The sequence below is a fragment of the Nostoc sp. DedQUE09 genome, from assembly GCF_034530915.1.
Lineage (GTDB): Bacteria > Cyanobacteriota > Cyanobacteriia > Cyanobacteriales > Nostocaceae > Nostoc.
This window is the reverse complement of record NZ_JAVRCE010000008.1, coordinates 145,861-167,864: the sequence shown is the minus strand read 5'-3', so window position 1 is coordinate 167,864 and position 22,004 is coordinate 145,861. Positions and strand designations below refer to the sequence as shown.

Sequence of the window (22,004 nt, the reverse complement as noted above, 5' to 3'; positions counted from 1 at the left end):
CTTAGGGGATACCCAGCCCGTGAAGCAGCAAGTCTCTTATGTGAATTTGAGATGCCCCCGCTACATTGCTTGCAATTAGCGGTGAGAGTTGTCACAACTAGTACAACGCGGCAAAAATAAACCTATCATTTCATTACAGCCAGAAAGCCCAAAATGAAAGCTTTTTGATTTTTGCCTTGCGACACTAGCAGCCATAAAACCAAATGGTATTAGGGCAAAAATAATATTATTTGGCTAAATTATGGCCAAATATCAAAATTGATAATTAAGTTTTAGTGAACACTTAAGCATTCATTACTAACCTAGTTACCAACTTTACGAGTATATACTCTAAATAATTGTTATTTAGAAAGAATCAGAACAGTCATCGTCAATTTCTGCATCCCACTTGGCTGAGAGTACTTGTTCCATCATCGCTTCTATAGCGCTGACATTGAAGCTTCGCTCTCGTCGCTCTTGTAAAGGTGTCGAGCGGGGAATTAACCGCAGACACAATCCTTCTTGCATCAAATCGAAGTAGGTTTCTTGTTGCGATGACTGTTTTAGTTCCAAGTAATCAAAACTACAAACATTCAGATATAGCGCGCGGTTAGCCACTAAGGTAGACCTTTGCGGATTGGCAAAAACTTCCATCACATCCCCTTCACCCTCGCTCAGTACCTTATCTTCTTGGGTGTAGATGTAGTGGACTCGACCTAAATCTGCCAGCAATCGCCGGATGTCGAGCTTATTCACAATGATGCCCGTGTTAATAATGCACGGAGCTGGTATCCTGGTGTCGGGTAGATGGTGACTCATAGGAAAATTGCGATTGAGCTAAGGAGAGCAACAACATAGCTAAACTGTCATAATTGAATAGCTTATTTACTCCCTACATTTAAAAAAATATCAATTTTATGGGGCAATCGTCTAATAATTTGGAGTAAGTTTTTAGTTAACGAATACAAGACACAAATTTTGCTCCCTGATAGAATTTTCACTTCCTAAGATACTCGTTAACTGTATAATAAAATACTCAAAATTATTTATTTACCACTTAGACCAGCATAACAAAATTTTCAACGAGAATGTTTAATAGAAGTAAATCTTATTTAAAGTTTTAAAGTCTACTGATGTCGGTTGTACCGAAATTATGACTATTATCCAGCAATTTACCAAAAATTAATGTAATTCAGATGACGAAACAGCAACAGTGGTGGAAAAAGCTGCTGTTAAAGCTGGCAGCTAGTATCATATTTTACACAATTATTCCATTGCCGTATTTAAACGGCTTGGACTTTAGGGGAGTAGCACATCTTGCTTGCCTTGTAGGATTGATAATCGGGGGAATTTTAGGGTTTCTGGATACAGGGATGGATTATCTGGGGATGCCCGTGTTAACTCGTAGTGCTTTGGTAGTAAGTGTTTGGATTGCTATAACTGGAGGATTACACTTAGATGGGGCAATGGATACTGCCGATGGTTTAGCAGTAGGCAACCCAGATCGGCGACTGGAGGTAATGGCAGATAGTGCTACAGGAGCCTTTGGAGCAATGGCTGCGATCGCCTTGGTGCTACTGAAAATAACAGCTTTGACGGATATGTCAGAAAACCGTTGGTTATTGCTGATGGCTGCTTGTGGCTGGGGACGTTGGGGACAGCAACTAGCGATCGCCCGATATCCTTATCTAAAAGCTACTGGTAAAGGCGCATTTCACAAACAAGCCATTCGTTCTTACAAAGATTTGTTACCGGGATTATTGTTGTTGTTTAGTTTGAGTGGTTTACTTTGGCTAATAGATAAACAACAGCTATTTCTCGCACTGACAATCATAGTTGTTGGAAGTGCGATCGCCACTTTAACTGGCGCATGGTTCAACCACAAACTAGGTGGACACACAGGAGATACCTACGGCGCAGTTGTTGAGTGGACTGAAGCCTTATTTCTCTGCGTACTGACCGCTGTAGGAATTTAGGAGTGAGGAGTGAAAAGTGAGGAGTTAAAAATCCTAACTCTTAACTCCTAACTCCTAACTCCTAACTCCTAACTCAGCACTCAGCACTCAGCACTCAGCACTCTATTTAATCGCTTGCAACTTTGTCACTTTGAGTTTAAAAGCCCCAACCCCAGTTTCCCCAAAAGACCGGACACGAATAACATAATTCCCTGTCTCCACGATGCGAGTAAAGAGTAAGGAATTGCTACTACCATCAGGGCCGTCATCATTTTCTGCCAGAGTTGAACCATCAGGTGCCAGCAGTGTGATGATACTGTCAAAGTTTTCTGATGACAGGTCAACTGCTAAATTATCACCCTTCTGCAACTTCACTGTGTAATCACGGGCAAACCCACCTTGACCGGTGGGAATGTCTTTTTCTGACAGGCTATCAGAAAGTTCAGTACTGTTAGATAAAGGAATTGGACTATACAATTTATTTTGAGCAAAAGCTGCACTGGTACTAATGCCTATTGCCAGCAATGTGGCAGGAATGATGATGAGTTGTTTTAAACCTGCCGCCAAAACTTTATTCATACATTTCAAGCAATTTTTCTACAAAAATAGGGTAATTCGGTCAATTTATACATTTATCTGTCAAAGCTTGCCCATTGCTTCTTAATTTATCCGTCTTTGACGGCAGTGGCTACAGCAACTAATCCTAAGACCACAATTCCATACTGACGAAGTGTTTGCACAGCAGACCTGGCAGTAGCACCAGTAGTATAAATGTCGTCTACCAACAGCACTGGGACATTTGGAGGACGATGGCGAAATTCTTGCCCAATAGCAAAAGCTTTGTCCAAGTTTTTTTCTCGTTTAGATACCGACAAACCAAACTGCGCTTCAGTTTCTCGCACTCTTGCTAAACCGTTTAGTCTCAATTTTAATCCAGTTATTTCGCAGAAGCTTTGTGCTATCAGTGCGGCTTGATTGTATTTACGTTGTTTTTGTTTGCTAGCGTGAAGTGGGATAGGAACTACTAGAGGCTGGCTATCTCGCCTTGGTGAATTTAACAACCATGCTTCTCCTAACCATTGACCTAAAGGACGAGCTATTTGCGGTTGATTTTCATATTTCATCGCTGCGATCGCTCGTTTCACTGGGCCACCATATTCCCCCCAGCCAAACACTGGTATAGGCTCTTGCCATAGAGAAATCGGGTCTTTACGTTGACATTTTTGCAGTTGTCTGGTGCAGTTATGACAGAATTCTTGGGAAGTTGCGCGTTGACATAGAGGGCAATGGGATTGGAGAAAAAGATTGAGTAAGCCTGTGAGATTTTTAATCCAAGGGTGCATTTAGAATTGTCCTTTGTCATTAGTCATTAGTCATTAGTCTTTGACCAATGACTTAACATACACGCGATCGCACCTTGTTGTTTCTACTCCTGTTGCTGGACTGTAGCCATTGCTTTCATACAGCTTGACTGCTTCCACCAAAACGCTGGCGGTTTCAATCCAAATTTGCCCAAAACCACGCTTTGCGATCGCTGCTTCTAGCTGTTGTAACAAATATTTCCCTAATCCTAAACCCCTGATACTGGGCAAAAGATACATTTTGCGGATTTCTACAGCTTTTTCGCCTCGGTGTATGGGGTAGTATGCTCCAGTACCTACTAACTGACTTTGGTGTTCAATTACCCAAAACTCTCCCCCAGTAGCTAAATAACATTCCTCTACTCGCAGCACGTCTTGGTCAGCACCCTTGGGTTCCCAAGCCAGACCGTATTCTGATAACACATAACTGATGACTTCAGCGGCTCTTGTGCGATCGCTTTTCACCCAATCACGAATTAAAAAATCTTGATAATAGTTTTTCATTACCATTTGCTGGTCAAGTTTACACAGAAAAATTTTCCGCATCTATATCCCAATTTACTCAGCAAATAGCTTTTTTGGCAGAGTCCATTTCAGGCTGTACTCTCAAGGCGTGAATTATGTCAGTGCTGAGAAAAGTCATCTTTAACAAAGAAATCAGTTCTACATCTACCTACATCATCAATACACAACCAGCTAGATTTCTGCCAATTATTACTGATTGAAAAATTGTTTATGGCCTTAAATTATATTTATTATGTAAAAAATAATTCCAAAAGATGTTCGAACTCTGCTTTTTTTTGCAAAATTTGCCTGTATTGCGATTGCATCATCGGCTGCAAGATGTTTGGCAATAGGGACATCGATTTTTTTGGATGCACCCGTAAAAACTGCAATCTTTCTTGCTAGTTTTTTCTTGATTATAAGTCCTGTAGTTGTTGAGTTTGAAAGAGTTATCCGAAAGGGGTTGCGAAAAAACGAGAACGCACCCGTTCGGGTCTTCGACATTGATGTTTTAAATCAGTGAATCGGTGTCACCCTTTGAGGAACGACAGCCTGTCTGCATAAATAAGAGGGGTAAAGGGTAAAAGGTTGATAATAGTCTCCCACCATAAGAGCAATAGCAATAGCTTTTTACCCTTTCCCTTGCCCCTTACCGTTCAGGGTAAATAACTTCTGATACACTTCCTGCTCCTGCCTTCTTGTATTAAGGCAATGTTGCTTCAGAAATGCTCAAAGTTTTGTTGGCGTCAGCTTTCGAAGACTCATTTCCTGGAACGGATGCAGTTATCTCCCCAATGGCGCTGTCGTTTGTCCCGCTACCAGGACGCAAGGCACTTAAAGCAGTCTTAATCACAACGGCTGTAGGTACTGCCACAATTACACCCAACAGTCCGCCAATTCTTGCCCCTGTTAAGACCGAAATTAAAATCCAAACTGGATTTAAACCGGTAAAACTGCCTAAAATTCGCGGGGCAATTAAGTTTTCGAGAATTTGCTGTACAATTACCGCTGCGATCAACACTCTCACACCCATTGAAAAATCTTGCAACGCCACCAATAGTGTAGTCATTGCAATGCCTACAGAGCCGCCAAAGGGAACGAGAGCCATCAGACCAATAGTTAGTCCGAATAGCAATCCAAATGGCACTTTCAGCCACAAAAAGGTAGGAATAAGGGCTGAAGCCATACAGGTAGATAAAATCAACTGGGTGATGAAGAAATTTTGAAAGCTTAAGCGGACTGTTTTAGAGAAAGGCTCACGAAATTTATTAGGTAGCCATTCGACTAAACTTTGCCAGAGTTCACCCCCGTGCTGTAAAAGATAAAAAGTCAAAACCATCGTCAAGAGAATATCTAGCAGACTAGTAACTGTGAGTACAGCCAGATTTAAAACTTGTCCAGCGATCGCTTGTAATTGTCCTTTGACGCGATCGTTGATTTGCACCACTAGAGCATCGAGGTTAATCGGTAAGCCAAAAGTCTCAGCTTTTTCGTTTAATATCATTAACTGAGAGCGTCCAGAGTCGATTAACTCTGGCAAACGCGCCACCAGCTGTTGAGCTTGGGTAAGAGCCAGGGGAAAAAGTGTCACACCCAATGCCAATAAAATCGATAAAGCCAAGAGAAATACTAAAATAGCAACTTGCTCTCTCTTAGCACCATGATGCTCCATCCAGCTCACGGGGTAGTTGAGCAGAAATGCTAGCACTGAGGCTCCGACTAAAATGACTATGAGAGAATGGAAATAATTGAAAAATACCGAAATTGCCCAACCATTGATAACTAGCAGCGGAGCGAATAGCGCGATCGCCCCGATTCGCGCTATTGGAGTGAATGTTTGCCACCAGTCGAGTAGCTTACGTGTCTGCATTTTGAGCTGATTGCGGAATAGAACTAAATGAAATTTTTCTTTACAGCTTATTATCTCTAACTATACAAGTCTTATTCATCCTTCTAGTTTAGGAGTTAGACTAACCCCAATGAAGAATTTTGAACCAAAAGAGAATGGGGAGTGGGAAATGGGGAGTGGGGAGTGGGAAGCAGGGAAGCAGGGGAGTAGAGAAGCAGGGGAGCAGGGGGAGAATAATAATGCCCCTTACCCCTTATCCCCAGAGGGGACCCCACCATCCCCAATGCCCAAAACACAGTTGCTTTTACATTTAGTTCCGATCGTCGGCTTTTTTCCATCCTTGTGGACGCTCTATCGGGGCCAGGGTAGTCGGGAACAACTTGCTATTAGTCGTCTGTCTATTACTTTGGCACTTACTTGGTTGTTGAGTTATCTATTATTAGCTACCGGGGCAGCAACTTCAGATTTTTTTTCGCTACGTCTATTTATCCTCAATAGCTTTCTCACATCAGGTTACTTTTTAGTAAGTATTTGGTTGATTTTGCGCCTAATGCAGGGCAAATCTGGTCGTTTACCAGGGTTTAGTAATTTAGCTGAACGAGTGCTTGGCAAGTATTTATCTTAATTTTTTAAGGTGAGAAATTGTCGGTGTTTTTACTGAATTTTGGAAAATTTCTGGCTGATTTCTCTATATATCTAGTCAAATCCAGTTTATTATTGCCATACTTCAGTAAAACATCTCCAGGTTGTCCCAAAAAAAGAATAAATGCTGCTATAAGTGTTGTGGTTGACACTACATTAAAAAAGTTAGCACCGATAATTAAGAGTTAGCTATTATGGGTTGATTTGTTTGGATGTTTTTAGTCTGCAAAATTACTGAATTTGATTAGTGAGTAAGTGTGAGGAAGTCTGTGACCATTCAAAGAAGTTCGGCGGAAGAAAACCAGTCGGGAAAAGCCTCAAAGTCCAATAAAAAAATTCCCCAAAACTCGATATCAGGACGTTGGCTGTGGTTTTGGGTAGGTATGGGTGGTATTGCGATGGTATCTGCAACAGCGGGGGCGCTTTTAGCAGTGTCTTTGACGAGTACGCCTTTGCAACAAGCGCAGCTAACTCCCAAGGATGAGGCGGCCTTTGATAGCGATCGCATTTCTGGAGGTGTGCTGCGATTTTCAGAATTAACTCGTCCAGTGAATCTTTTGGTGATGGGAATGAGCGTACTTCCCCCAGATATCCAAAACCCTCCTGAAGAAACCAAAAACCTCAAATACCTACCCCAAGTAAACTCTTTTGATGGTCTTTCCGATGTGATGCTCTTGGTCAAATTTGATCCAGAGACGAAAAAAATAAATATGCTCTCCATACCTAGAGATACCCGCACGGAAATAGAGGGGTATGGAGTGAAAAAAATTAACTCCGCCAACCTTGAAGGTGGGCCAGCTTTGACTGCCAGAACTGTTAGTAATCTCTTGGGTGGGGCGGGAATCGATCGCTATGTCCGAATTAACGTTTTGGGAGTTGCCAAACTGATTGATGCTTTGGGTGGCGTAACTGTTTACGTTCCTAAAGATATGAAATATCAAGATGATTCTCAGCATTTGTACATCAATTTGAAGGCTGGTAAGCAGCATCTCAATGGCGACCAAACATTGCAATTGCTGCGTTTTCGCCATGACGAACTCGGTGATATTGGTCGGATTCAGCGCCAGCAAATGGTCATGCGTGCTTTGATGGAGCAAACACTCAACCCAGCAACTGTTGCTCAATTACCTAAAGTTCTTGATGTCGTGAAAGACCATATTGATACTAACTTGACTGTTGAAGAGTTAGTGGCGCTAATGGGTTTTGGAGTACGGACAAATCGCTCTAATATGCAAATGTTAATGCTGCCAGGTCGCTTTAGCGAGAAGAATGAGTATGACGCTAGCTATTGGTTGCCCAACAAAGATGGGATTGCAAAACTAATGGCTCAACACTTTGGTTTGGAGTCAGAACAGGAACAGCTGGCAACTACAACTAACCCCCGCTCTTTGCGTGTAGCAATTCAAGATAGTACAGGTGGCGATCGCTCTAACCTGCAACCGTTAATTAGAGCTTTGGAAAAATCTGGATATCGCAACATCTATCTGGCCAAAGCATGGGGTGAACCCTTAGATGTAACTCACATTGTCGCCCAACAAGGAGATGGTGACAGTGCCGAGTCAATTCGCGGCACTTTGGGATTTGGAGAAGTGCGCGTGGAAAGCACTGGTAACCTTGGCTCAGATATCAGTATCCAGGTAGGTAAAGATTGGTTGGAACAAAAATCTATTTTGGAGAAGTCGTTGACACCCTAAAAGGTATATTTGCTGATACTGAATTTACTACTTGGCTCAGTTCTTGGAGTTTAGTTGCTACTACACCATTGGTTAATAATTCTTCTGCTTTAGCTAAACCCTCTGCCATATCTGAACAAATACCACTCCGCCATAGATAAAATCCGCCATTCCATAAGGCTGTTTGCATCAATTCACTTGGTTTACCTGCCAAAACCTCTTGAATATCCGCCACCAGTTCTTCAGTAGTTCCAAGGGGTACGTTCTTGGTAGTAAAACCGTAATCGCGCGGTACGAGGTGCAATCGTTCTACCTCTTGGGGTGCTACGGATGAAGATAAGCTGATGATTGCAGTGCGATCGCGCGGTAAGTCGCAACTACCTTCCAACCCTTTGACTAATGTAAATTTTGTCACTCCCCGCAGTCCTAGAGCTATCTGAAACATCCCTTCTGTCGGTGGATGGACAAACCCAGCAATTACGTGGGCATCACCAGTATAAGGACACCAGATTAGCTCCATTGTCGCCAACGGCGGACGTTTGCCAAGTTGGTCGCGGTACTCCCAAATACTTGTAGTTAAGGGAAAATGCTGAGGTAGATAAATAAAGCCGATTCCCGTTTGCTCAAACACTTGTTGAGTTTGTGCTAGGGGTAAAACAGTCCAATCGACTCCTAAACCCTGCCAAATATCTATCAGGGGTAAGCCGTACTTCGTTGCTAGGCGATCGCTACCATGCATTACCACTGGTTGTCCAACTGCGGCGAGTAATAAAGCTGTTACCGGACTAATCGGTGCTGTACGTGTCCTCCCATCATAAGGGATGCCAAGAGCGATCGCTGGTCGCCCAGAGGCTATGGGTTGCAGTTTTGGCCCCAGTTCTTCATAAGCATCCAACATTCCAGCTAACTCTTCTCCCGTAGGACGCTTGATTCGGTGAGCAATCAAAAACGCCCCAATTTGGGCTGGTGTCGCTTCACCCAGCAGCATCATTTTAGTAGCAATGGCTGCTTGGGCGCGAGTTAAATTCTCGGCTGTGTGGTTTCCACTGCCTACTTTTTGCAGAAATTCCCGAAATACATTGCTCATTTTTCCTTTGTCCTCTGTCCACCGTCATTTGTCTATTGTCCTTTGTCTTTCGGGATAACCGAAGATGACTCATGACCGAATTTTTTATTTTGGATTTAATAAATAAATGTGAGTTCGACTAACTAAAAATAGCAGGATGTAGAGCAGGTAAGTCTTGGAGATAGATATCAAGAAATGGTTGTTAAGGCAAATAAGTCTCAGCAGTCAAACCGCAATTAAATTGACAAGTAAATTGAAAACATTACGATGTCTAAAGTCCGTAAAATACATTGATAATCAGGACTTACCGACAGTTTTAGCATCAATTTCATTATTAAGCCCAGAACGCTAAGAATAACGGCTTTTATTATTGCCCAGCAAAGCTTTCAGGCTATTTGTAGACCTTTTGACATACTATCTACTGAAGAACCAAAATTTTTATAATTCTTTAGATAGATTGTATTACATGCTTAATTACTGCTAGTTGTTAAAGAATAGACGGCTGATGGCAATAAATCTTAGCACGTCATTCGTGTAACCGAGGTCGCCAGAGCAATCCAGGTTTTTTTCTACACTTTAAGAAAAGAAATTTCCACGTTAGGTTTTGATAGTTCACAAATTTCCTGGCTCTTGAAAGCGATACTTGGCCGCTTTCAAGAATCAGAAGATTTTTTGCAACTGCCTCACCTTCCATCTGCCAGAGAGTCAGTATGAAAGACATCGAAATTGAGATCGTTGATAATTTTGAAACGTTTCAAGCGATCAGAAACCATTGGGACGCCGTATACAAAACCGATCCTGAAGCTCAATTCTTCTTGTCTTGGACTTGGATATCTGGTGTGGTGAAAAGATTGTGCAGCCATTCCCGTGCTGCGTGGTTTATATTAGCAGCAAAATCAACTGCCCCAACTTCAGAGTATGTGGCATTTTTTCCGCTAGAAATTGGGATCGCAGAACATCCCGAAGGCTGGCTCCAGAGTCGTCTGTCGATGATGGGAGTTGCAGATTCAGAGCATCTTGGGTTTATTTGCTTGCCAGAGTACGAAGTAGCAGTCACTTCTGCCTTTGCCAAATTCCTTCAGCAACAGCAGGAAACTTGGTCTATTTTTGAAGTCGAAAATATTCAAACGAGCCAAGGTCGAATGAGTCGGTTCCTGGATCAGTTCTCCACAGAAGCCTTTGAATTAGCACAACAGGAACGGTTGAGCGATTTAGTAGATCAAATTGACAATAGCATTGTTCCGTACATCGCTTTGCCAGACGACTGGGAACAGTACCTGCAAACCATCGTCAGCTCCAACACTCGACAGAAAATCAGACGCCTCTTGAGAAAAGTTGAAAGCTCCAACGAGTTCCACCTGACTCAGGTCAACGCAGAGAATTTAGATATTCATCTAGAGATCCTCTTAGGATTTTGGCAAACCAATTGGGAAGGCAGAAAAGGCGCAGACTACTGCAAAAAAATCGTAGAGAACGTCGGGTTGTTTTTGCGTCATTGCTTTGAACACCAAAGCTTATACTTACCAGTGCTCTGGCGAGGAAACCAACCAGTGGGCGCGATCGCCAACCTAATGGATTTTGATCGCAAAACGGCTCTCTTCTTCATGGCAGGTCGTGACGACACCGTGAAAGAGTTTTCTTCTGGTCTGGTTCTTCATGCCTATGGAATTCAACATGCGATTGACAATAAATTTAAAGTTTATGATTTCCTGATGGGCAACGAGGCATACAAGTTTTCCTTTGGAGCCAAAGCCCGTCAGATCAAAACCATGCTGATCCAGCCCAAGCGATCGCACCAAATTCAAGCGCTAAATTTAAGAACAATTCCGGAAGCACTCCACCGTTTTACCCATTACCAACAAACCAACCGACTCGATTTAGCAGAGCAAGGCTATCGTCAAATTCTCAACGTGCAACCTCAACACCCAGACGCACTCTATCGGTTAGGAGTCTTGATGCACCAGGAAGGAAATTACTCAATGGCTGAAGAGTTGTTCAGAAATGTCCTTCAGGTGCAACCTCAATATGTGAAAGCCTGGTTTAGTTTAGGCAATTTGCATCAAGCTCAAAATCAATTACCAGAAGCACAAGCAGCATATCAGCAAGCTTTAGTATTCCCCCCCGAATCCTCAATGCTTTCATTAGCAATCCATCATAATCTTGGCTATACGTTGCAACAACAGAATCAATGGGAAGCTGCGATCGCCCATTACCAAAAATGCCAAGAACTCCAGCCCAATTCCATCGAAGCAGAAGTAATTTTGGCAAATGCTCGCTACGCGCAAGGAACATTACCCCCAGAAAAGCAGCTGCATTACGCCACCCTCAACTACGAATTGGGTAACAAACGAAAACAGGTAGGTGATTTCAAGGTTGCGATCGAATACTATCGCCAATCCATCACAATGCAGCCCACTTTCGCAGAAGCTCACTATCACCTCGGCATCGCATTCCAAAAACTAGGAAACTTGGACGAGGCGATCGCACATTACCAAAACGCCCAAGCCCTGAAACCCGACTACCTTCAAGCCGAAGTGAGTTTAGCGAATGCTCTTTATGCTCAGGGAAAACTGCCCTTAGAAAAACAAGCACATTCTGCTGCCCTCAATTATAAATTAGGCAACAACTGCAAACAGGCAGATGATTTAGAAACTGCAACGGAATACTATCGGCAATCTATCGTCCTCAATCCAAATCAACCAGAAGTTCACTATCATCTAGGATTTGTCCTAGAAGAAGAAGGAGACATGGACGATGCGATCGCACATTACCAAAGTGCCCAAACCCTGCGACCCAACTACCTTGAAGCCGAAGTAGGAATCGCAACTGTCTTCTATGCACAAGGCAAGCTATCCGCAGCAGATCGAGATCGCTATGCTGCACTCAATTACGATTTGGGCAAGGTTCATCACCAATCAGGAGATATCAAAGCTGCAATCAAATACTATGAGCGAGCGATCGGACTAAAACCAGATTTGACAGAGGTTCGCGATCGTCTACGCCAAGCACTGCAAGAAGAGGACGGTATTAAAATTAAGGTCAGTGTTGCAAAACAATAGAAGGCAAGTGCCCGATTGAAAATCGCTGTAAGATGTGTAGCACTTTATTAACTTGATTCTTAATAAACTCAGGACTCTTTCAAGTTCGTTAATTCTTCAAACCTATATTTGTCAAATTTTCAAGCTTTATAGCCGTAGTCACATAGGTTAGGACAGTGTTGATTGCTCAAAGGCTTGAAACGACCGGGTTCTTACTCAGCACTCAGCACTCAGCACTCAGCACTTTGCTATATCAACAGTCGAACTTACATTAGCTTAATATTTTTCTCGCTCCCAGATAGATGATCACAAAGACGCGATAAATCGCCGTCTCTACAAAACGACTGATTATTGTAGAGACGGCGGTTCATCGCGTCTCTTTCCAAAACAGAGAATGCTGATTACCAAATTAGCTTTTTACTACACAATATATACAGTAAAATTAACTAGGTTATCCTGACCAAATCGCAGTAAATCACCGTTAAGTAGGCGATACTGCATACCGGGAGTCAAAGGATTATTGTTTAAATAAATACCATTTGTACTCATATCAACAATCATGTAGGAATTTTGTGACCAGTCCCAATCGACTCGCGCATGACGACGAGAGACTATTCCCTCACTGGGAATGCCGGTCAAGTCAATCTCTGGCGGCGCTATTCCTGGACTCTGACTGCGGCGACCAATATAACCTCCTTCCCCAACGAGGTGAAATTCTCTGCCGGTGCTATGAATCAGCTTTAAGGCTGGCGCTCTTTGAGGCGGAGGGGTATAAACAGGTGGCGTTGGTTGATAGGAAACTCGTGGCTGATAGACTGTTGAATAATCAATGGGAGCTTGTTGGGGAGCTTGGTAGTTAGGTTGGTCTGTAGGCGGCCGCTGATACTGAACAGGTGGTTGACTAGGCTGTTGTTGAATAGGCGGAGGTTGACTTGGTGGTTGTGGTGTAGCGGAAACTACATTACCCACAGGGGTGGAACACCAAGGACAAACCTTAGCATTGTTAGGCAAGGCGCGGTTAAAATATTCGCAACTAGGATTAGGGCACCGATTTGCAGGCATAAGAATTTATATCATCAGGCATAGGTTGTAAAGCTACGAGACCTACTTTACTAAGTAAACATTGACCCTGACGAGTAGTTAGCATCTGGGCAAATGTAGAACCACCATGTAGGCGGTTGCTGTCTTTAGGGTACACTACAAAAATACGGTATCCCAAGGCGTAGCTTTGGAAAGTTGTGACATCAACATAATAATCATCATGTTGACACAAATCATCTGAGGGATTAATTGAGCGACGATCGCGCTTTTGAAACAGAGGTTGAATAGCAGGCTTTTTACCATCTGCGATCGCTAGAGGATAGCCAGTACACTGACTCAAAGTTTTACTGATAATCCCAAAACTGATAATACCAGTAGTTCGCCCATCTAAAGTTTCACTGCGTATTAGGTTTTGGGTTTTTGTTGTATCAAGTTTAGTAACTTTCGCTGCAAATAAAGCTTCGTCTTGAGGAGCATTTTGCAGAACTATTTGTTGAAATTTACTGATTGCTTCTGGTTCAGTTGGGGCAAAAGGTTTCACAGGCAGATTTGGAAGTTTGGGATTAATCTGCTGCCAATTAGTAATTTTACCTGTGTAAATTTGACGCAATTGCTCAAGATTGATTTTCCCCCCAAGAGCATTGGCAAGATTTGAGTCTCTTTTATTAAATGCGACAAAAACAACTAAACCATCATAAGCTACTTCTTTTTTGACAAGTTTATCTGTAATGTTGTCTACCAAACTAGTAATTGCAAAATCTTTTTTGTTTGTTTGAACTTCTTCGATACTTTTAATCGGATTATTTATATTTGATGACAAAACAGATTTATAGTCAAATGTTGCTGTTGCATCTGGCTTTGGTTTGGTCAATAAATCTCCTAAACGACTGTTGTCTACTAATTGCGTTAAAACAAAACTCCATGTACTATCTTTTTCTCCTGTATAAGTAAATTGTCCAGAAGGAACGTTAGGGACTTCTGAAAAATTTCGCACAAGTTTAGACCATTGGATATATTGATTAGGGTTATCTGTTTTCCTACCCCAAAGCCAATACCAAATTCCCCCACCAAGTAGTAATAAAAATAGGATTAATAGCAAAAGTAAGGGCGTTGGCAAAGGCTTTTTTATTTCTTGAGAACCTGGCGAACGCACTGAACTTGAACTTTTAGCACGATCTTCTTGAGGAAGTTCTAGTAGTGCTTTACGAGCCGCTTCTGCACTCTCAAAAGGGGTTTCTAGCCGAATTAAGCGATAAATAAACTGCTTTAAATAGCTATCGGTATCCGGCCATTGTTGATTATCTCTAGGATTGAGAGGCTGGTTAGATGAAAAATTAGTTGTCCGACCTACCCATAAATAAAAGGCTAACAATCCTAATGATTCTAAATCTTGCTCAGGTCTGGAGGGAGCAGGTTGAGGAATAATCGGGGGAATAAATAAGTTTTCCCAGATAGCTAAATCACAAAAGTATATAGAAAATTTTTGATTATTTTCTACTTTAATCAAAGTACTATCTAAATTGATATTGCCGTGAGTGATACCCAGTTGTATTTGATTGGAGGGAAAACGCAGCTTTTGAGTGTGGAGAAACTGGAGAGTTTGTAAACCTTGATTTAAGACTTCACGCACCTCAAGAGATGTCATTGCTCCCTTTTCTATGAGATACTTACCTAAAGTTTGGGATGACTCTATGCCTTGAGTAATTAAATAGCAGCGTTCTCCTTTTTCATCTGCGATCGCTTCTTTAGTTTCCACCAGACGGAAATTTTGAATTCGACTATCGGCTAAACTTACCCCACCTACACGTTTAAAAGTCTCTTTCCGCTTTTTAGTCTCACTTTCATTAAAAGAACGATTGGGGAGCAAATATTCTTTGATGATTACAGGTTGTTTATCTTTAAGTTGAACACCTGAGTATAAACGGCCTAAACCGCGCACGCCAACAAAACTAGTTATTTGATAAGTTCCCTGACTTCCTTTAATCTCAGCCTCCTGTGGTAAAGTTGCTGGAAAACCACATTCCAAGCAAAACTTAGCACCCTTGATTTGCTGCGCCGTTTGAAAGGGGCGATCGCAACTTAAGGGAGAATTGTACGAGCAGGGGTATTCTTGATAAAAAGATTCAAATGAAGCCATATCCAAAAAGTTTCGTGAATTGCGCCGACTACTTCAGTCGCGCTCAAGCATGAACTAATCCTAGCTTGAGGGCAGTCACAATTGCTTGAGTCCGGCTAGTAACCTTCAATTTTTCAAAAATACTGGTGAGATGCGCCTTAACAGTAGCAACTGTTACATACAAATGTTTAGCAATTTCTTCATTAGAAGCACCTTGAGTTAACCAGTATAAAACCTCTTGCTCTCTTTCCGTTAAATGCACCTCATGACATGCTTTTACACAAGAATCTGAGTAAGCTTGAAAAAACCGGAAAAATCGACTAGCAACTTCTGAAGGTAGATAAATTTCTGACCTGGTTACAGTGTCAATAGCTTCACATAATTGGGTTGCCACACGATTTTTAAACACATAGCCTGCGGCTCCTCCCTGCATAGCTCTAAAAATCCAGTCGTCTTCTTGATGAGCCGACAATACTAAAACTTTGCCACTGTAAGCAGCTTCTTTAAGACGTGCCAGAACTGTAATTCCATCACATCCTTTCAATTGCATATCCAGCAAAATTAAATCTGGACACTTTTGAGTTGTAAACTTTAAAACCTGTTCAACAGAATCTGCATCACCAATAACTTCTACAGGTAACGCAGAATTAATACTATAAAAATTTAGGAGAGTACGTAATCCTTGACGAAAGCGTTCTTCGTCATCTACGAGTAAAACCGAAAGTTTATTATTATCATTAGCCATATCTTTAATTACGAATTACGAATTACGAATTATAAATTAATTTACGCTCCTTGAACGAGGTAAAATCATTGAGAATTGTGCCCCACTTTCTGATAAAACTTGTGCCCAAATGCTTCCTTGATGATCCAAAATGATTTTTTTAGCAATAGTTAAACCCAGTCCTGTGCCTCCTTTGCGTCGAGAATAAAATGGGGTAAATATTTTTTGTAAGTCTTCTTGAGACAATCCTGGCCCTTGATCGGAGATTTTAATTAAAACTTCATCTTGGAAAATTTGCCAGCTACAGGTAATAGTTCCTGAATTAGGACTAAAATGAGCGGCATTACTGAGGATATTATCAAAAACTTGTTTCATTTGTAATTTGTCTATCTTCAGTATTGTCGATGTATCGGGAATCAATATTTTAAGTTTTTTCTGACTAATTAGAGGTTGCAAATTGGTGATACTTTCACCCAGTAAACTTCTTAAATCTTGATGTGTTACCCTTAATTTTGTACTTTGACCGCAATCAATTAGTTCATTTAAATTAGTATCTAAATCTTGTATACTTTCGCTGATGATTGTTGCTTGCTCTTGCCAAGGGCTATCCTCTAAACCTAAACAGAGATTATGTGCATACAATCCTATGAGTCCTAAAGAGTTACGTAATTGATGACCGACTCGATGCAAAATATCTTCTAGGAGTTTAATTTCAGTTTTTTGTCTGCCATAGTCCAAGGAAATATCTATATACTTACTCAGCAGCATAGCAGAGCGTTTTACATATAGTTGTAAATTCGACGAGAGAGGTTCATGACTAATGATTTGAATATATTCAGTTTTTTGATTTCTATAAGATATGGGGCAAATGTAAGAAATGGATGAAAAGTCCTTAAGCTTAAATTCCTGTAAATTCAAAACAGGCGGAAAATCTGTAAGCCATGCTTCCGATCGCAAATAAGCTAAAGTTTTTGGGGAAAAAGGAACTTGGTCTTGACCATAATTTATCACCTCTTGATTAGCTCTCAATAATGAATCATGATAGACAATGCGAGCGAAAAAAATTGGATACTTACTAGTTAACTGCTCAGACTCCAGTCGACAAAAGCTTTGGATGTCTGAGGAACTCAAATAATTAGAGCCATTGTCTAGTTTTTGTACAGAAAAGCCTAGTGTCATAGCTTCACTCGCTTTTTGCAACCAAATGTTTTTACTCTTCTGCTGACCAGTATAAAATTATGCAGTCTCAGCAATGTTTATTTTTTTGTTAAGTTCTCTTTTGAGATAATTCATACAAATAATTATTAAGGTTTGTATTCACACGCGTATTAAGCTAACTTTGCTGTGTAAACAAGTTTGTAGTAAGGACTTTAGTCCTGATGTTAAGCACTGAAATGCTGACTACGTACCCAAGCTTTCGTTAGTTTAATGGACTACTTGGGTCGGCTTTTCAGCCATTAGTGTCAAGTTAAGATGAAATCACTGGGGTCAACTAGTATAGCTAGGGACTGGATGAAAAGTCTTTTTGTGTTTAGGTTTTATCCTCCTCAAATTAAAATTGAACAAAAATAATAATCGGCTGCCTGAATTCAATAAACGACACCCCGAATTCAATAAACGACACCCCGAATTCAATAAACGGCTGCCCGAATTCAATAAACGACACCCCGAATTCAATAAACGGCTGCCCGAATTCGATGAATATACCTTTGACATTTGGGCTAACTTGACACCAATGCTTTTCAACCCACCCCACAAGAAAAAAATATAGTGCGTCCAATTAAGAACTGCTCCAGATTAATCTACAAACTGAAGTTGCTGCTTTACGGATTCTTGACCCAATACCCGATTTAAAAAATATCGACAAAAGTCTAATTAACTTTAGAAGCCCGATACATATACTGTAGAGGCATCTGGATTAGCTACCAGCAGAACATCTTCATGCTTATCTTCGTTCTTCAAACTTTAGCCGAAATTCTAGCTGGAGGAACCTCACTTACCAGTACAGAGCAAATTGACTTTAGCCATCCTGGTAATCGTAGGGAAGAGGGAGCAGGCCCGACTCTCAATTTATATATTTTTGATATACGTGAGAGTAAGCAGGTACAACATTCTGGCAGGCAAGTAGAACGCAAGCTAACACGCGCTCTACAACCTGCCACTGTAAATTGGGCACCAGCTTGGTTTGATGTTTCGCTGCTATTAACAGCCTGGGATAGAACAGCTTTAGGTGAGCATCACTTTATTAGTGAGGCATTGACTGTGCTGTTGCGCCATCGCACCTTGGAAGAGGAGTTTTTGGTTCCTGAATTACGGGGCTATGGTAATTTAAACATGACAGTTGCCCTAGAGCCGCCAATTGAGATTGGCTCTTTATGGAGCGCTCTCAGTGTGCCATTGCGTTCAGCCTTATATTTGACAGTTACAATACCCTTCGAGCCACAACCGACTCCAGTGCCTTTGGTTTGGGAGCGAATTTTCAATTTGCGAAATCAATTGTCTCGCGATAGTGACAGTTTAGTATTAACCAGACGAGTTGCGATCGCAGGTATTGTCAAAAGTGCGGTGACAAATTTGCCGCTGGTAGCGACAGAAGTGGCTGTGAGGGGAACTGAAAAATCCATATTAACCACTAAAGAAGGGCTGTTCTTTTTTGAAGACCTTCATTTAGGTAATTATGTTTTGACTCTGAATCATCCGGGCTATTTACCCCAAAACGTCAATGCATTGGTAGATAACCAAAGTAATACTTTCAAAGAAATATTTCTAACTCCTGAATAATTAGATTTTTACTGACTTGGAGAAACTTTCATGGCTAGACTTGATTACTTTGCTCCTGGTGTTTACATTGAAGAAATTGACCGGGGTAGCCGACCAATTGAAGGTGTTAGCACAGCAGTTGCCGGATTTGTAGGTTTTACAGAAGACGTTCGCGGTGGGGCTGAATTATACAAGCCCATGCTAGTAACCACTTGGACGCAATTTTTAAACTACTTTGCTCGTCCCAACTCTGACGGCTTCACCGACTTCAACGCCTATTTACCCTTTTCAGTCTACGGCTACTTTATGAACGGTGGCGGTCGTTGCTGGGTAACAAGTATCGGCACTCAGTTACCAGGCGCACCCAAACCCGCGACTCCAGAACCAGCTAACTTACGAATCAACGCTCGAGGTAATCGTCCAGCCCTGCGTTTTACTTTGCGTCCTGAGCAAGCAGCAGGCGGATTAGTAAATATCGTTATTATAGATGGTTCGCCGCGTGCCCTACCTGAAGGTACTGAAGGAGAAGCACCTCCAAATACGGGCGAGTATTTCACCATCCAAATTCGTCGCGGAGATGAACTTTTAGAAGAATATGAGAATTTGACAATGAACCGCGAGCCTAATGGTCAAACGGCGACTTATGCGCTGGCGGCATTGAGAAATTCGATGTATGTCACTGTAGAAGACATCACTCAAAGCGGACAACCTTTAGCTCGTCGTCCGGTGAATGGTCAATATGAACTAGCGCCGCCCATTGTTGCTGCCACACCCGATAGATTTTCGCAAAATTTAGAAGGGGTTCGAGACGATCGCACCGGGGTACGCGGTATCTTTGAAGTTGATGAAATCACAATGCTGGCTTGTCCTGATGTGATGCGGGCTTATCAAGAACAAGTACTAAATTTAGATCAAGTTCACGGCATCATCGAACTGATGATTAGTATGTGCGAGGGTTCTGCCAGTGGCGATATTCCCAATCCGCCCAACCGTATGGTTGTATTGGATTCGCCACCGGAAGCCGTCAAACCGCAACAAGTAGTGGAATGGTTGAACAGATTTAACCGTCGTTCGATGTTTGCGGCCCTTTATTATCCTTGGATTAAAGTACCCAATCCACGCGATCGCGGTAATCCAATTTTAGTACCTCCTTGTGGCCATGTGATGGGTGTTTGGGCCCGCACCGACGAAACCAGAGGAGTTTACAAAGCCCCAGCAAATGAAGTTCCCAGAGGCGTAATTGGTTTGGGCTATGACACAAACTTCCGCGAACAAGAACTATTAAATCCCTTGGGGATAAATTGTATTCGCAGCTTCCCCAATCGAGGTATCCGCATTTGGGGCGCACGCACTCTAGTTGAGCCAGATAAAACAGAGTGGCGTTACATCAGCGTGCGTAGATTAATTAGTTATATCGAAAAATCCCTAGAATTGGGGACTCAGTGGGTAGTTTTTGAACCGAACGACCAAGATTTATGGGCGCGTGTCACCCGCACCGTCAGTAATTTCTTAGAACGTATCTGGCGTGAAGGCGCTTTATTTGGTGCATCTCCAGCCCAAGCATTCTATGTCAAGTGCGACGAAGAATTGAACCCACCAGAAACCAGAATTTTAGGACGTTTATATATTGAAGTCGGAGTTTGTCCCGTAAGACCGGCTGAATTTGTTGTTTTCCGCATCAGCCAATGGAATGGCATTGAAGACAGCGAATAGAGTATGGGGCATAGGGAACAAAAGGCAGAGATGCGGAGGGGCAGACAGGCAGAGCCGAAAAACCTACTGTAACTTCTCCTCTGCTCCCCTGCTCCCCTGCTCCCCTGCTCCCCTGCTCCCCTGCTCCCTCATTCCCAAATTAACTACACACAAAGGAGTCTAAAAGTATGGCAGGCGAATTTTTAACCTCTTGTAAATTTTACTTTGAGGCTGACGGAATTACTGATAAATTTATCAAAGAAATTAGCGGACTAGGCGTTGAAAATACGCCAGCGCAAGAAGTTCACGGTTCATCTAAAGGCGCTAAACTAATGCGTCAAGCTACACCAACTGTTGTTAAATTTACCAACATTACAGTAAAAGTCATCGCCACTGATGATATAGACCTGTATAAATGGTATCAAGACTGTAACGAAGACATGGGAGACCCTCGGAAGTGGGCACAGAATCGTAAGACTGGTTCAGTGGTTGCTTACGACCAACAAGGCTCTGAAAAAGCACGTTGGAATATTGTCAATTGTTATCCCTGTAAATACACCGGGCCTACCTTAACAGCTTCTGGTGGTGATATGGCAAATGAGACTGTTGAATTGGTTCACGAAGGAATTAAACGAATCAAATAATTAGCATTTCCAATAATTAACAGTGGTACAATCCGCAAGCCGAATTCCAGAAGTTTTGACAGCCCATCGGTTCTATTTAGAACTGACATTAGAAGGTCAAAACGATGCCAATTGTTTCTTTTTGGAGTGTCAAGGCTTTAAAAGAACACAAGAGGTTATTGAAATTACTGAAGTCACTTCTCAAACCTGGGGTACAAAAGGGCAATCAAAAGGTCAGGTGGTGAGAACTAAGCTTCCTAGCAATCCCAAGAGTGGTAATCTCATTCTGCGTAGAGGAACCACTAACTCTATGGATTTTTGGAAGTGGTTTGAAAAAGTCCAACAGGGTAATTGGTCACAGCAACGTAAACTTGTTGCTTTGTCTATTTATAATCAGGCAAATCAAGAAGTAGCTAGATTTGAATTAGCCGGTGCTTGGCCTGCAAGTTACAAGATTGCCGATGTCAACGCCCGCAGCCATGACATCGAAATTGAGGAGATGGAGGTTGCTTTTGAGGAATTTAAACGCGTGAAATAATTAGGAGGATTATGTTTCCCACAGAGTTTGAATTTACACTGCCAAAGGGGTATCTAGACTCTGAAGGCAACCTCCATCGCAAAGGTGTAATGCGGTTATCAACGGCGATAGACGAAATTGCACCCTTGCGTGACCCACGTGTTAAAGCGAATCCCGTTTATGCCACAATTATTATCTTGTCGCGAGTGATTACCCACTTGGGTGCTTTATCAGAGGTTACTCCTGCAATCGTGGAAAACTTTTTTTCCCAAGATTTAAATTATCTCCAAGATTTTTACCGTCGAATCAATGGCTTAGAAGGCGAAACTTCCATACCAGAAGATACAGTAAATTCTCCCGAAGCACTTCTTCATAATTGAATTGGGGAGTGCTGAGTTCTGAGTGCTGAGTGCTGAGTGCTGAGTGCTGAGTGCTGAGTGCTGAGTGCTGAGTTCTGAGTGCTG

19 protein-coding genes are annotated in these 22,004 nt (G+C 42.0%); 9 read left to right on the top strand and 10 right to left on the bottom strand.

The window, feature by feature from the left end:
- Positions 1-345: 345 nt before the first annotated feature.
- Complete coding sequence (locus RMY27_RS08015) at positions 346-798, bottom strand: hypothetical protein (protein ID WP_322662022.1); 453 nt, start codon at positions 796-798, stop codon at positions 346-348.
- A gap of 377 nt (positions 799-1,175) precedes the next feature.
- On the opposite strand from RMY27_RS08015, the gene cobS reads away from it, so the two are divergent.
- Entirely contained in the window at positions 1,176-1,955 is a 780-nt protein-coding gene (gene cobS, locus RMY27_RS08010; protein WP_322662020.1) for an adenosylcobinamide-GDP ribazoletransferase, read from the top strand.
- 102 nt (positions 1,956-2,057) lie between these two features.
- On the opposite strand, the gene RMY27_RS08005 is transcribed toward cobS, so the two are convergent.
- The 4 genes from RMY27_RS08005 to RMY27_RS07990 form a co-directional block, all read right to left on the bottom strand.
- Positions 2,058-2,513 (bottom strand): PPC domain-containing protein, encoded by a 456-nt coding sequence (locus tag RMY27_RS08005; protein WP_322662017.1) that lies wholly within the window; start codon positions 2,511-2,513, stop codon positions 2,058-2,060.
- An 86-nt stretch (positions 2,514-2,599) separates the two neighbouring features.
- Positions 2,600-3,277 (bottom strand): ComF family protein, encoded by a 678-nt coding sequence (locus RMY27_RS08000; RefSeq protein WP_322662016.1) that lies wholly within the window; start codon positions 3,275-3,277, stop codon positions 2,600-2,602.
- A 33-nt stretch (positions 3,278-3,310) separates the two neighbouring features.
- Positions 3,311-3,799 (bottom strand): GNAT family N-acetyltransferase, encoded by a 489-nt coding sequence (locus tag RMY27_RS07995; protein WP_322662013.1) that lies wholly within the window; start codon positions 3,797-3,799, stop codon positions 3,311-3,313.
- 703 nt (positions 3,800-4,502) lie between these two features.
- Positions 4,503-5,669 carry an AI-2E family transporter gene (locus RMY27_RS07990; RefSeq protein WP_322662011.1) on the bottom strand — a complete coding sequence of 389 codons (1,167 nt, stop codon included), beginning with the start codon at positions 5,667-5,669 and terminating at the stop codon, positions 4,503-4,505.
- A gap of 262 nt (positions 5,670-5,931) precedes the next feature.
- Between RMY27_RS07990 and RMY27_RS07985 the strand changes: the two genes are divergently transcribed.
- Together RMY27_RS07985 and RMY27_RS07980 are read left to right on the top strand one after the other, a co-directional pair.
- A complete protein-coding gene (locus RMY27_RS07985) occupies positions 5,932-6,273 on the top strand; it encodes a hypothetical protein (protein ID WP_322662030.1) in 342 nt (113 codons plus the stop codon).
- Between the two features lie 286 nt (positions 6,274-6,559).
- On the top strand, positions 6,560-7,984 hold the full coding sequence (locus RMY27_RS07980) for an LCP family protein (protein WP_322662009.1): 1,425 nt from the start codon (positions 6,560-6,562) through the stop codon (positions 7,982-7,984).
- On the opposite strand, the gene RMY27_RS07975 is transcribed toward RMY27_RS07980, so the two are convergent.
- On the bottom strand, positions 7,956-9,050 hold the full coding sequence (locus tag RMY27_RS07975; protein WP_322662007.1) for an anthranilate phosphoribosyltransferase family protein: 1,095 nt from the start codon (positions 9,048-9,050) through the stop codon (positions 7,956-7,958). The genes RMY27_RS07980 and RMY27_RS07975 overlap by 29 nt on opposite strands.
- Positions 9,051-9,739: 689 nt before the next feature.
- Here RMY27_RS07975 and RMY27_RS07970 point away from each other — a divergent pair.
- Positions 9,740-12,088 (top strand): GNAT family N-acetyltransferase, encoded by a 2,349-nt coding sequence (locus RMY27_RS07970; RefSeq protein WP_322662006.1) that lies wholly within the window; start codon positions 9,740-9,742, stop codon positions 12,086-12,088.
- A gap of 399 nt (positions 12,089-12,487) precedes the next feature.
- Here the strand turns inward: RMY27_RS07970 and RMY27_RS07965 are convergent, their stop codons facing one another.
- The 4 genes from RMY27_RS07965 to RMY27_RS07950 are packed head-to-tail and all read right to left on the bottom strand — an operon-like array spanning position 12,488 to position 17,127.
- On the bottom strand, positions 12,488-13,129 hold the full coding sequence (locus RMY27_RS07965) for an FHA domain-containing protein (RefSeq protein WP_322662004.1): 642 nt from the start codon (positions 13,127-13,129) through the stop codon (positions 12,488-12,490).
- Positions 13,107-15,245 (bottom strand): substrate-binding domain-containing protein, encoded by a 2,139-nt coding sequence (locus RMY27_RS07960; RefSeq protein ID WP_322662003.1) that lies wholly within the window; start codon positions 15,243-15,245, stop codon positions 13,107-13,109. The genes RMY27_RS07965 and RMY27_RS07960 overlap by 23 nt, the downstream gene beginning before the upstream one ends.
- A 43-nt stretch (positions 15,246-15,288) precedes the next feature.
- Positions 15,289-15,969 carry a response regulator transcription factor gene (locus tag RMY27_RS07955; RefSeq protein ID WP_322662002.1) on the bottom strand — a complete coding sequence of 227 codons (681 nt, stop codon included), beginning with the start codon at positions 15,967-15,969 and terminating at the stop codon, positions 15,289-15,291.
- Between the two features lie 36 nt (positions 15,970-16,005).
- Entirely contained in the window at positions 16,006-17,127 is a 1,122-nt protein-coding gene (locus RMY27_RS07950) for a HAMP domain-containing sensor histidine kinase (protein WP_322662001.1), read from the bottom strand.
- Between the two features lie 762 nt (positions 17,128-17,889).
- Here RMY27_RS07950 and RMY27_RS07945 point away from each other — a divergent pair.
- The 5 genes from RMY27_RS07945 to RMY27_RS07925 all read left to right on the top strand — a co-directional run bounded on the left by RMY27_RS07945 (position 17,890) and on the right by RMY27_RS07925 (position 21,920).
- Entirely contained in the window at positions 17,890-18,729 is an 840-nt protein-coding gene (locus RMY27_RS07945; protein WP_289799449.1) for a Pvc16 family protein, read from the top strand.
- Positions 18,730-18,759: 30 nt separating this feature from the next.
- Positions 18,760-20,421, top strand: coding sequence for a phage tail sheath family protein (locus RMY27_RS07940; RefSeq protein WP_292739593.1), 1,662 nt, complete (start codon positions 18,760-18,762; stop codon positions 20,419-20,421).
- Between the two features lie 167 nt (positions 20,422-20,588).
- Entirely contained in the window at positions 20,589-21,044 is a 456-nt protein-coding gene (locus RMY27_RS07935) for a phage tail protein (protein ID WP_094331970.1), read from the top strand.
- Positions 21,045-21,066: 22 nt separating this feature from the next.
- Positions 21,067-21,561, top strand: coding sequence for a phage tail protein (locus RMY27_RS07930; RefSeq protein ID WP_322661999.1), 495 nt, complete (start codon positions 21,067-21,069; stop codon positions 21,559-21,561).
- 11 nt (positions 21,562-21,572) lie between these two features.
- Positions 21,573-21,920: a hypothetical protein gene (locus tag RMY27_RS07925; RefSeq protein ID WP_251959044.1), complete on the top strand. Its 348-nt coding sequence runs from the start codon at positions 21,573-21,575 to the stop codon at positions 21,918-21,920.
- Positions 21,921-22,004 lie beyond the last annotated feature (84 nt).